Annotated in this window: 5 protein-coding genes, 9 tRNA genes, 4 rRNA genes and 1 pseudogene; 16 read left to right on the top strand and 3 right to left on the bottom strand. The window is 49.6% G+C overall.

Translation table 11 applies throughout. The features are described from left to right. Window positions 1–33: 33 nt before the first annotated feature. The 16 genes and pseudogenes from rrf (NST62_RS14405) to NST62_RS14480 form a co-directional block, all read left to right on the top strand. Window positions 34–149 (top strand): 5S ribosomal RNA (gene rrf / locus NST62_RS14405). 12 nt (window positions 150–161) lie between these two features. Then, a tRNA-Val gene (locus NST62_RS14410) sits at window positions 162–237 on the top strand. Between the two features lie 16 nt (window positions 238–253). Further along, window positions 254–329, top strand: a tRNA-Thr gene (locus NST62_RS14415). A gap of 5 nt (window positions 330–334) precedes the next feature. Beyond that, window positions 335–409, top strand: a tRNA-Lys gene (locus tag NST62_RS14420). Between the two features lie 6 nt (window positions 410–415). After that, a tRNA-Leu gene (locus tag NST62_RS14425) sits at window positions 416–500 on the top strand. Between the two features lie 8 nt (window positions 501–508). Next, window positions 509–583, top strand: a tRNA-Gly gene (locus NST62_RS14430). A 3-nt stretch (window positions 584–586) separates the two neighbouring features. After that, a tRNA-Leu gene (locus tag NST62_RS14435) sits at window positions 587–675 on the top strand. A gap of 6 nt (window positions 676–681) precedes the next feature. Further along, window positions 682–755, top strand: a tRNA-Arg gene (locus NST62_RS14440). Between the two features lie 33 nt (window positions 756–788). Continuing rightward, window positions 789–865 (top strand) — tRNA-Pro (locus NST62_RS14445). A gap of 7 nt (window positions 866–872) precedes the next feature. Continuing rightward, a tRNA-Ala gene (locus tag NST62_RS14450) sits at window positions 873–945 on the top strand. A gap of 111 nt (window positions 946–1,056) precedes the next feature. Beyond that, window positions 1,057–2,608: ribosomal RNA gene (locus NST62_RS14455) — 16S ribosomal RNA — on the top strand. Window positions 2,609–2,743: 135 nt separating this feature from the next. Beyond that, window positions 2,744–5,669: ribosomal RNA gene (locus NST62_RS14460) — 23S ribosomal RNA — on the top strand. A 52-nt stretch (window positions 5,670–5,721) separates the two neighbouring features. Further along, window positions 5,722–5,837, top strand: a 5S ribosomal RNA gene (gene rrf / locus NST62_RS14465). Together the 16S, 23S and 5S rRNA genes with 9 tRNA genes alongside form the textbook arrangement of a ribosomal RNA operon. Before the next feature lie 636 nt (window positions 5,838–6,473). After that, window positions 6,474–6,827 carry an IS66 family insertion sequence element accessory protein TnpB gene (gene tnpB / locus NST62_RS14470; RefSeq protein ID WP_141603390.1) on the top strand — a complete coding sequence of 118 codons (354 nt, stop codon included), beginning with the start codon at window positions 6,474–6,476 and terminating at the stop codon, window positions 6,825–6,827. A gap of 3 nt (window positions 6,828–6,830) precedes the next feature. Further along, window positions 6,831–8,450, top strand: coding sequence for an IS66 family transposase (locus NST62_RS14475; protein WP_211358719.1), 1,620 nt, complete (start codon window positions 6,831–6,833; stop codon window positions 8,448–8,450). A gap of 159 nt (window positions 8,451–8,609) precedes the next feature. Beyond that, window positions 8,610–8,744, top strand: a pseudogene (locus tag NST62_RS14480) (DUF1963 domain-containing protein); the annotation flags it as partial. Between the two features lie 197 nt (window positions 8,745–8,941). Here NST62_RS14480 and NST62_RS14485 read toward each other — a convergent pair. The 3 genes from NST62_RS14485 to NST62_RS14495 form a co-directional block, all read right to left on the bottom strand. Beyond that, window positions 8,942–9,742 carry an AAA family ATPase gene (locus NST62_RS14485; RefSeq protein ID WP_087959892.1) on the bottom strand — a complete coding sequence of 267 codons (801 nt, stop codon included), beginning with the start codon at window positions 9,740–9,742 and terminating at the stop codon, window positions 8,942–8,944. Then, complete coding sequence (locus tag NST62_RS14490; RefSeq protein ID WP_099232911.1) at window positions 9,735–10,988, bottom strand: IS481 family transposase; 1,254 nt, start codon at window positions 10,986–10,988, stop codon at window positions 9,735–9,737. The genes NST62_RS14485 and NST62_RS14490 overlap by 8 nt, the downstream gene beginning before the upstream one ends. Window positions 10,989–11,128: 140 nt before the next feature. Then, a complete protein-coding gene (locus NST62_RS14495) occupies window positions 11,129–11,686 on the bottom strand; it encodes a DUF6431 domain-containing protein (protein ID WP_087959845.1) in 558 nt (185 codons plus the stop codon). Window positions 11,687–11,838 lie beyond the last annotated feature (152 nt).

Raw genomic sequence — 11,838 nt, forward strand, 5'->3', positions numbered from 1 at the left:
GTGATATAATAATTCATGTTCCAAATTGAATAGCCTAGTGACGATGGCGAAGAGGTCACACCCGTTCCCATACCGAACACGGAAGTTAAGCTCTTCAGCGCCGATGGTAGTTGGGGGCTTCCCCCTGCGAGAGTAGGACGTTGCTAGGCTATAAGATTGATGGAGGATTAGCTCAGCTGGGAGAGCATCTGCCTTACAAGCAGAGGGTCGGCGGTTCGATCCCGTCATCCTCCACCATAAAACTGATAAATATGCCGGCGTAGCTCAACTGGTAGAGCAACTGACTTGTAATCAGTGGGTTGAGGGTTCGATTCCTTTCGCCGGCACCATTGATGAGCCATTAGCTCAGTGGTAGAGCATCTGACTTTTAATCAGAGGGTCGAAGGTTCGAGTCCTTCATGGCTCACCATTATACGCGGGTGTGGCGGAACTGGCAGACGCACCAGACTTAGGATCTGGCGCCTTCGGGCGTGGGGGTTCGACTCCCTTCACCCGCACCATAAATTTTGCGGAAGTAGTTCAGTGGTAGAACACCACCTTGCCAAGGTGGGGGTCGCGGGTTCGAGTCCCGTCTTCCGCTCCATAAGCCGGGGTGGCGGAATTGGCAGACGCACAGGACTTAAAATCCTGCGGTAGGTGACTACCGTACCGGTTCGAGTCCGGTCCTCGGCACCAAAATAAGCGCCAGTAGCTCAATTGGATAGAGCGTCTGACTACGGATCAGAAGGTTGTGGGTTCGACTCCTGCCTGGCGCGTCAAATAATAATAAAATATTAATATAGGAAAATCGGGAAGTAGCTCAGCTTGGTAGAGCACTTGGTTTGGGACCAAGGGGTCGCAGGTTCGAATCCTGTCTTCCCGACCAGAAACACGGGGCATTAGCTCAGCTGGGAGAGCGCCTGCTTTGCACGCAGGAGGTCAGCGGTTCGATCCCGCTATGCTCCATTATGAACCTTGAAAACTGAACACCAAAGTGTTGATGCCAGAAACAATTCCGGTTTGCCGGCCCTGTCGGCGGACCGGATTCGGACAAACAATTTGAGCGAAATCAAATTCTTTTTGGAGAGTTTGATCCTGGCTCAGGACGAACGCTGGCGGCGTGCCTAATACATGCAAGTCGAGCGGACCTCATAGGAAGCTTGCTTTTTATGAGGTTAGCGGCGGACGGGTGAGTAACACGTGGGTAACCTGCCCTATAGACCGGGATAACTCGCGGAAACGCGTGCTAATACCGGATAACACAGCGGAGCGCATGCTCCGGTGTTGAAAGGTGGTTCTGCTACCGCTATAGGATGGGCCCGCGGCGCATTAGCTAGTTGGTGGGGTAACGGCCTACCAAGGCGACGATGCGTAGCCGACCTGAGAGGGTGATCGGCCACACTGGGACTGAGACACGGCCCAGACTCCTACGGGAGGCAGCAGTAGGGAATCTTCCACAATGGGCGAAAGCCTGATGGAGCAACGCCGCGTGAGCGAAGAAGGTCTTCGGATCGTAAAGCTCTGTTGTAAGGGAAGAACAAGTGCGGTAGTAACTGACCGCACCCTGACGGTACCTTACGAGAAAGCCACGGCTAACTACGTGCCAGCAGCCGCGGTAATACGTAGGTGGCGAGCGTTGTCCGGAATTATTGGGCGTAAAGCGCGCGCAGGCGGTCTCTTAAGTCTGATGTGAAAGCCCCCGGCTCAACCGGGGAGGGTCATTGGAAACTGGGAGACTTGAGTGCAGGAGAGGGAAGCGGAATTCCATGTGTAGCGGTGAAATGCGTAGAGATATGGAGGAACACCAGTGGCGAAGGCGGCTTCCTGGCCTGTAACTGACGCTGAGGCGCGAAAGCGTGGGGAGCAAACAGGATTAGATACCCTGGTAGTCCACGCCGTAAACGATGAGTGCTAGGTGTTAGGGGGCTTGCCCCTTAGTGCTGCAGCTAACGCATTAAGCACTCCGCCTGGGGAGTACGGTCGCAAGACTGAAACTCAAAGGAATTGACGGGGGCCCGCACAAGCGGTGGAGCATGTGGTTTAATTCGAAGCAACGCGAAGAACCTTACCAGGTCTTGACATCCCGCTGACCGCCATGGAGACATGGCCTTCCCTTCGGGGACAGCGGTGACAGGTGGTGCATGGTTGTCGTCAGCTCGTGTCGTGAGATGTTGGGTTAAGTCCCGCAACGAGCGCAACCCTTGTCCTTAGTTGCCATCATTCGGTTGGGCACTCTAAGGAGACTGCCGTACAAATACGGAGGAAGGTGGGGATGACGTCAAATCATCATGCCCCTTATGACCTGGGCTACACACGTGCTACAATGGGCGGTACAAAGGGCTGCGAACCCGCGAGGGGGAGCGAATCCCAAAAAGCCGCTCTCAGTTCGGATTGCAGGCTGCAACTCGCCTGCATGAAGCCGGAATCGCTAGTAATCGCGGATCAGCATGCCGCGGTGAATACGTTCCCGGGCCTTGTACACACCGCCCGTCACACCACGAGAGTCTGTAACACCCGAAGTCGGTGAGGTAACCCTTCCGGGAGCCAGCCGCCGAAGGTGGGACAGATGATTGGGGTGAAGTCGTAACAAGGTAGCCGTATCGGAAGGTGCGGCTGGATCACCTCCTTTCTAAGGATGACAACTGACGAAGGCATTGACGTTTTGGGTTCAGTTTTGAAGGTTCATACACCTTCAAACTTGTTCCTTGAAAACTGGATAAACGGCATTGAAAGTGAAGCTCTTGCGAGCAATCGCAAGCAAAACGGTTAAGTTGGTAAGGGCGCACGGTGGATGCCTTGGCACTAGGAGCCGATGAAGGACGGGACTAACACCGATATGCTTCGGGGAGCTGTAAGTAAGCTGTGATCCGGAGATTTCCGAATGGGGCAACCCACTGTTCGTAATGGAACAGTATCTTAACGCGAATTCATAGCGTTAAGAGGGCACACCCAGGGAACTGAAACATCTCAGTACCTGGAGGAGAAGAAAGAAACCTCGATTCCCTTAGTAGCGGCGAGCGAAACGGGAAGAGCCCAAACCAAGAGGCTTGCCTCTTGGGGTTGTAGGACACTCTATACGGAGTTACAAAAGGATGGGTTAGACGAACCGTTCTGGAAAGGACGGCCGTAGAAGGTAACAGCCCTGTAGTCGAAAATCCATCCTCTCCAGAGTGGATCCTGAGTACGGCGGAACACGTGGAATTCCGTCGGAATCCGGGAGGACCATCTCCCAAGGCTAAATACTCCCTAGTGACCGATAGCGAACCAGTACCGTGAGGGAAAGGTGAAAAGAACCCCGGGAGGGGAGTGAAAGAGAACCTGAAACCGTGTGCCTACAAGTAGTCAGAGCCCGTTAACGGGTGATGGCGTGCCTTTTGTAGAATGAACCGGCGAGTTACGATCACGTGCAAGGTTAAGCCGAAGAGGCGGAGCCGCAGCGAAAGCGAGTCTGAACAGGGCGACGGAGTACGTGGTCGTAGACCCGAAACCAGGTGATCTACCCATGTCCAGGGTGAAGGTGAGGTAGCACTCACTGGAGGCCCGAACCCACGTACGTTGAAAAGTGCGGGGATGAGGTGTGGGTAGCGGAGAAATTCCAATCGAACTTGGAGATAGCTGGTTCTCTCCGAAATAGCTTTAGGGCTAGCCTCGTGTAAAGAATACTGGAGGTAGAGCACTGTTTGGACTAGGGGCCCACCTCGGGTTACCGAATTCAGACAAACTCCGAATGCCAGCTATTTATACACGGGAGTCAGACTACGAGTGATAAGATCCGTGGTCGAGAGGGAAACAGCCCAGACCACCAGCTAAGGTCCCAAAGTAGCCGTTAAGTGGAAAAGGATGTGGCGTTGCTTAGACAACCAGGATGTTGGCTTAGAAGCAGCCATCATTTAAAGAGTGCGTAATAGCTCACTGGTCGAGTGACGCTGCGCCGAAAATGTATCGGGGCTAAACGGTTCACCGAAGCTGTGGATCCGTGCTTCGCACGGGTGGTAGGAGAGCGTTCTAAGCGCGCAGAAGTCAGACCGGAAGGACTGGTGGAGCGCTTAGAAGTGAGAATGCCGGTATGAGTAGCGAAAGATGGGTGAGAATCCCATCCGCCGAATGACTAAGGTTTCCTGAGGAAGGCTCGTCCGCTCAGGGTTAGTCGGGACCTAAGTCGAGGCCGAAAGGCGTAGACGATGGGCAACAGGTTGATATTCCTGTACCACCTCCCCGCCGTTTGAGCGATGGGGGGACGCAGGAGGATAGGGAAAGCACGCCGTTGGTCGAGCGTGTCCAAGCAGCAAGGCGGGGAAGTAGGCAAATCCGCTTCCCGCAACGCTGAGCTGTGATGGGGAGCGCATTGCGCGCGAAGTTCCCGATTTCACACTGCCAAGAAAAGCCTCTAGCGAGGCGGGAGGTGCCCGTACCGCAAACCGACACAGGTAGTCGAGGAGAGAATCCTAAGGCGAGCGAGAGAACTCTCGTTAAGGAACTCGGCAAAATGACCCCGTAACTTCGGGAGAAGGGGTGCTCATTGGGGTGCAAGCCCCGATGAGCCGCAGAGAATAGGCCCAGGCGACTGTTTATCAAAAACACAGGTCTCTGCTAAACCGCAAGGTGATGTATAGGGGCTGACGCCTGCCCGGTGCTGGAAGGTTAAGAGGAGGAGTTAGCGCAAGCGAAGCTCCGAATTGAAGCCCCAGTAAACGGCGGCCGTAACTATAACGGTCCTAAGGTAGCGAAATTCCTTGTCGGGTAAGTTCCGACCCGCACGAAAGGCGTAACGATCTGGGCGCTGTCTCAACGAGAGACTCGGTGAAATTATAGTACCTGTGAAGATGCAGGTTACCCGCGACAGGACGGAAAGACCCCGTGGAGCTTTACTGTAGCCTGATATTGAATTCCGGTACAGCTTGTACAGGATAGGTAGGAGCCGTAGAAGGGGGAGCGCCAGCTTCCCTGGAGGCGCCCTTGGGATACTACCCTGGCTGTACTGGGATTCTAACCCGCAAGCCTGATCGGCTTGGGAGACAGTGTCAGGTGGACAGTTTGACTGGGGCGGTCGCCTCCCAAAGAGTAACGGAGGCGCCCAAAGGTTCCCTCAGAATGGTTGGAAATCATTCGCAGAGTGTAAAGGCATAAGGGAGCTTGACTGCGAGACCTACAAGTCGAGCAGGGTCGAAAGACGGGCTTAGTGATCCGGTGGTTCCGCATGGAAGGGCCATCGCTCAACGGATAAAAGCTACCCCGGGGATAACAGGCTTATCTCCCCCAAGAGTCCACATCGACGGGGAGGTTTGGCACCTCGATGTCGGCTCATCGCATCCTGGGGCTGTAGTCGGTCCCAAGGGTTGGGCTGTTCGCCCATTAAAGCGGTACGCGAGCTGGGTTCAGAACGTCGTGAGACAGTTCGGTCCCTATCCGTCGTGGGCGCAGGAAATTTGAGAGGAGCTGTCCTTAGTACGAGAGGACCGGGATGGACACACCGCTGGTGTACCAGTTGTCTTGCCAAAGGCACAGCTGGGTAGCTATGTGTGGACGGGATAAGTGCTGAAAGCATCTAAGCATGAAGCCCCCCTCAAGATGAGATTTCCCATTGCGTAAGCAAGTAAGATCCCTCAAAGACGATGAGGTAGATAGGTCCGGGGTGGAAGCACGGTGACGTGTGGAGCTGACGGATACTAATCGATCGAGGACTTAACCAAGAAAACACTTTCGATGCCGTTATCCAGTTTTGAGGGAACAATCCTCATATTGTGAAGTGACGATGGCGAAGAGGTCACACCCGTTCCCATACCGAACACGGAAGTTAAGCTCTTCAGCGCCGATGGTAGTTGGGGGCTTCCCCCTGCGAGAGTAGGACGTCGCTTCGCAAGAAAGCACCACTGAAAAAGTGGTGCTTTTTTTGCTTAGGATAGCATAAAATTTTGGTTTTTTTTGTCAAATTGTGTTGCTAAAATATTTTAATGTCCTTCCTGGTATATGCAACCGCTCAGCTTAGAGAACTTCCATTTCTCTAAGCTTTTTTTGTTATTAAATCAAATGCTACAAAGACAACTGTTATATGAATTATAAAATTTTTTGTTATTTGTATTCAATTTTTGATTTTTAGTTTTTAAAATTTAAGCTAAGGAATTGGTAATGTGAATAAATTAACGAAAGCGCAATTCGATGCTTTAAAAAACTATCCCAGATCTTTACAAGATAAGTTTCTATCTATAAATAAACCTTGTATTGTAAGCCCGAAATCAAACAACGCCTATAAATCAATGACACCTCCCTGTAAGATGAAAGTAACAATTACAGAGGAGGTGTTCTTTTTTTGACAACGGAAAAACTCAATATCGTGCCTGTAAAATTAGAGTCCAAATCTGATCCAACTCCATCCCCAGCAAGTCGTGGTCCACTCAGACCAATATGCGTCATTCAATCCAATCAGTGTAAAATCTCCTTCTACCCCGGTGTCAAACCTCAATTACTTCAAGCGGTTATCAGGGAGTTGAATCGAAATGATTCATGATTTTACAAAATGCAAAAATATCTATATCATTTGCGGTCATACAGATATGCGAAAAGGAATCGACGGTCTAGCAACGCTAATTCAGGATTCATTCGAACTCGATCCATACAGCGAGGCAATCTTCTTGTTTTGCGGTCGAAGGAAAGATCGTTATAAATGTTTATACTTTGATGGAGATGGCTTCGCTATGCTTTATAAACGATTGGATAATGGCAAACTCCAATGGCCACGAAATAAAAATGAAGTTCGTCGGCTCACGCAACAACAACTTCGTTGGTTACTTGAAGGACTCACAATTCATCAACCGAAAGCCATACAAAAATCTAAAAAAGGTGTCTTTTAACCAATGATTACTAGTGATATAATCAAGACATTATTGAATTTGGACGGAAATGTGGTGAATGATGTGAGCAATGATTCGAATGAAAAATTAATTCAATTATTAGAAGAACAACTCGCGCAATCCAATAAGAGAAATGAAGAACTGTTGAAACAAATTGAATCGTTGTCACAACAAGTTCGCTATTTAACAAAGCTTCTTTATGGCTCAAAATCAGAAAAATCAAAGTACCAAGCTCCAGATGGACAATGTTCTTTATTTGATGATGACTCTTTTTTTAACGAACCTGAGCACACAGAAGAACAAAGCACGGACACTGTTACCTATACAGTTGTTCGTAAAATACATAAAAAGAAACGAAACGATTTCTTCGTGGATGGTTTAGAAATTGAAGAAATTCATCATCACCCTGAAAACTTACAATGCGAGTGTTGTCAATCTCAGATGACAGAGATCGGCAGCACGATTGTTCGTGAGGAAGCAAAATTTATACCGGCTATTGTGAAGCGTGTTCGACATATCGAACACGCTTATGAGTGCAGGAATTGTAAAAAAGATCTCAGCAAAAATTCACAAATCAAACGAGGCAAAGCACCACAACCAGCGATTCAACGAAGTATTGCTGGACCAACGGTCTTGGCAAAAATCATCTACGATAAGTTTGTTCAATATTTACCTTTATATCGCCAGGTAAAGGAATGGAACCATTATGGTCTCCTTACAAACGATAAAAATTTATCGAACTGGGTGATTCGAATCGCGGAGGATTGGCTTCATCCAATCTACCATCGTATGAAAGAGCTCCTTATGAAAAAATCAATTCTTCATATTGATGAAACATACGCTCAAATACTCAACCGTTCGGATGGAAAGTCGGCTCAGTCTAATGCTTATAACTGGGTATTCCGAAGCGTTGCTTCTCAAGGGCCGACCATCGTCATGTTTCATAGTGCGTTATCGCGAAGTCGGGAAGTTTTAAAAGACTTCGTGGAAAAGTTCAAGGGAACCATCATTTGTGACGGATATTCTGCATACGCTGGTTTACCTAACGTCACATTCGCCAATTGTTGGGCACATGTGCGTAGAAAATGGCTAAAAGCCAACAGTAAAAACGCCGAAAAAGGTGTAGAATATTGTAATCGACTCTACGAATTGGAACGAAAGTTTAAGAAACTTTCACCAAGCAAACGTCGAAAAGCACGAAAAAAATATTCCAAACCGATTGTGGAAGAATTCTTACAATGGGTAGATGAATCTCCTTTTTACGGCAAAAGTGCCCTTGCGGAAGCGGCAAACTATACCTTGAAACATGCCGAAGGTCTAAAAGCATTTCTATATGACGGTCGAATTGCGATTGACAATAACCCAGCAGAAAATGCGATTCGTCCGAGTGTGATTGGTCGGAAGAACTGGCTTTTCTCTGTGAGTGAATTGGGAGCTGATGCCAATGCCGTTTGTTTGAGTTTAGCTGAAACGACAAAAGCTAATGGAATTGATTTCTATCAATACTTGGTCAAAGTATTGACAGAACTCCCAAACCTCCCAATCCATCAGCAACCAGAAATAATCGATCGCTACTTGCCTTGGTCTAAAAATATACGTGAATCATGTGCAATAGCAAAATAGCCCTCAATCTGAAAAAATTCAAGATTGTAGGGCTATTTGTCATGCGTACTAATAGGTACGCTTTTTTAATCCCTGTTTTAAGTTTTTCAATGCGTCATTTGAATTCGGGCTTACCTTGTATTAAACTGAAATTATTCATTAACCACTTCAAAAGTCGGTGGGTTTGGATATTTTCCAAAAAATATGGAATACCCAAAAAATGCGAATGGACCATTAGGGTTGCTTGCACAAATCAGTTTTGCAGAATTTGAGCCTTATGAGGATTTTCGATCTAGTGGTTTGTTTGTAAACTAGCACATTATTTCAGAATCCCTTTTTCAAATTATTTCAGGCGGATTCGGAAATAATGTGCAAAATTTTTGCGGATTGTTCCGGATTTTGCACATTCTTTCGGAACGTTTGCACGCTCTTTCAGATGAAGATTTCCAGCGCGCCTGATGGATCGATGGAAAAGAGAAAGCACAAAAGAGGCCGATTCGGCCCCTTTCGTGCTAATACCCCATTTCCTCTGCGGCCATGCGCACCATTTCTTCGTCAATGGCGTCCTTTTTCAGCTGGTACCCGTATAACAGGCACGTCGTGGCCAACGTGTTGATCACCCGAGGCCATCCCCGCGACTGCAGGGCAATCGACTCTAACGCCGATGGGGTGAAGATCGGATGCTTCGCCCCGGCCTGTTTCATCCGATGTTCGATGTAGCCCGCCACCTCTTCCTTCTCCAGCGGCCCCATCCGGTATCGCATGATGATCCGCTGGTCGAGAGGGCGGTGCTGATTGAGCCGCAGCTTCCCCTGTAAATGGGGCAGCCCGGCCAAAATCAAGACAAATGGGTTGGTCGAATCCATCTCAAAGTTGAACAAGATCGCGATGTCCTGTAAAAATGCATCCTTCGCTAAATGCATCTCGTCCAAAATGAACACCGGCGTGATCCGCCGTTCATGATACAATCGCTCGATCGCCTGCTGGATTTGGCGGAAGAGGTCTACCTTGCGGTACTTCGGTTCCTCTCCTAATCCCAAGGCCAAACCACGGTAAAAATCCATCACGCCTCCGGTGGATAACGGAAAGTAGACGACATGATACAATGATGGATTCAATGACTCTTTCAGCGCCCGAAGGGCGAACGTCTTGCCCGCCCCTGGCTCTCCGATTAACAGCCCGATCCCCCGGGTTCGTTTCACGTACTCCAGCGCCCGCAACGCTTCCTGAAACGGCGCCCCTTGATACGCCTCGGACGGGTCTGTTTCTTTCGCAAACGGCTCCCGCGAAAGGGAGTAAAACGATTTATACACCGTGTTCTCCCTCCTTCGCCGGAATCGCCGCAAACGGGGACCGATGGCGTTTTACATAGGCGTTGTCCTCCAAACGAACCCGAACGGCCTCCGCCACCTTCCTTCCATCTTCGTACACATAGACGCCCCGTTCGTCATAGCGGAGTTCAATCGATTGCCCAATGAACCGGGGCGGCACTTCATACAGCTGCTTGTTCAAGGTGATCGTTCCATCGGCTTTGACCTTGCGGTGCTCCCGCTTCAGAAAAATCGCATCCAGCCAATCGCCATCTTCGATGAACGACACGAGATGCACTTGCGATTGAAACACCTCATGCGGCGTTTTTCCGTCCAGCGAGGCGTGCGGTTTTCGATGATACTCCTCTTCAAGCCACCTCCAAAAGCGCTCGTTCAGCTCTTCGAGCGACTTCGGGGGATCCAACTCCAGCAGCGGATAAAACCGCGTCTGTACGGTGCGGAAGAACCGTTCGATTTTCCCTTTGCTTTGCGGGTCATACGGCTGGGTGTGGATGAGCGTAATTCCCATCTCGGCGCACGCATACTGCAGCACCTCGGATCGATAAATTTTCCCGTTGTCCGAGTAAATGCGCTTCGGCTTCCCGCAACGAAGCACCGCTTCCTTCGTGACGATCCGCAGCCCGTCAAACTTCTCCGAAGGGAAAAACTGCGCGTACGGCACAAACCGCGAGCAGTCATCGATATAGGCGATCAAAAACGTTTTCTGGGCTTTCCCATTGACTCGAATCGTTGGTCCATGGGATAAGTCCCCTTGCCAAAGCTCATTGATCTGGTCATACGCAAAGCGCTTTCGCTCCGGCATGGGCAAGATTTCTTTCCCGACAAGGTTGTGTTTTTTCAACAATCGGTATATAGTAAAGTAAGAGGTATGATTTTCTGGGATTTCCCCCTGCTCGATCAGGTGTTCGTAGAACACCGTCACGGGCATGGTGGGATGTTCTTTTCTTAGGGCTAAAATATGATCCTCATCATCGGGCGACAGACGCCTTGAGTGGCCGCGGTCCGAACGGCGCTTCGGCTTTAAGGCGTCAAAGCCCCCTTTTTTGTATCGGGTGCACCAATCGAGGATCGTCTTGGCTGCGATTCGTTTGTCGCCCTGGTGGGGAACATGGTGCACTCGCTCGCTCACCTCTTTCAGATACGTCTTCGGTTCCACCTGCCCATTCACCAACGGAGCGATTAGCCCGTACCGAAACAGGGCAATGTCGTGTCTCATCGACTCATCCATTCGAATCTCCTCCTTGTCTCACTTGGAATCAGGACCGTTCCGGTCCGTCTGCCCTTATCGTACCGGATCGCTTTTTCTCCGTCGATAGGAAAGGTTTGTGGGAACCTCAACTATTTCCAATTTAGGATATGTATGTAAAATCAGGATCCCATTTGATTCGCAAAAGGGTGTCGGAATCCGTCCTCCCACATGTCTCTGATGACCGAATAGAGACCGTGTTTCTCCAACGTCCGGATCCACCAGGAAGCCCGTTCCTTTTCTTTTTTCACGATAGGGCCTATGATCCTCCACCGCCTCGCAAAAAAGCTGTGAAGGTTTGATAGGTTTCGGCAGAACCGCCGGACATAAAAGATGATGCCGTCCTTTGTCGGGAGAAACGGAGCCCGGTTCGTCCCCTCGGTCAATCCCAACTGCTCTTTCACGACTTGCCATATGGCGGACAACGTATACTGAAAATACGGGAGGAGAAAGGAAGGCAGCACACTCACCGTCTTCAAGCATTCCCGACAGCGATACCGGACAATCCAAATGCGATAATCACCATGTGGGGTCAATGCGTTTCGCTCATAGTAACCGTGGCGGTGCAACGGGCGCTTGGCCCGGCAATGCGGACACTTTTTCAGAAGAGGGAAGTCGTTTTCTTTTCCACGCTCTGCATACGTTTGGACGTCAATGCCAAAGTCATGAAATTGAATCACGTCCTCCTCCCCCTCCTATGAACCGATGGATTTTCTCTTCCGAAATAATTCACAAAAAATTTAGCACATTCTTTCAGAAAAGGGGAGAGGGCTTTCTGAAGGAATGTGCAAAAAAATGGCTCTTTTGTTCCGAAATAAAGTGATAATTTACA

Source organism: Ureibacillus sp. FSL K6-8385, from assembly GCF_038593155.1.
Lineage (GTDB): Bacteria > Bacillota > Bacilli > Bacillales_A > Planococcaceae > Ureibacillus > Ureibacillus terrenus.

Excerpts from the sequence above, each read along its gene's own strand:
- NST62_RS14490 (WP_099232911.1), bottom strand. The coding sequence starts at position 10,988 with ATGGATGAGTCGATGAGACACGACATTGCCCTGTTTCGGTACGGGCTA.
- NST62_RS14475 (WP_211358719.1), top strand. The coding sequence starts at position 6,831 with ATGATTACTAGTGATATAATCAAGACATTATTGAATTTGGACGGAAAT.
- tnpB (WP_141603390.1), top strand. The coding sequence starts at position 6,474 with ATGATTCATGATTTTACAAAATGCAAAAATATCTATATCATTTGCGGT.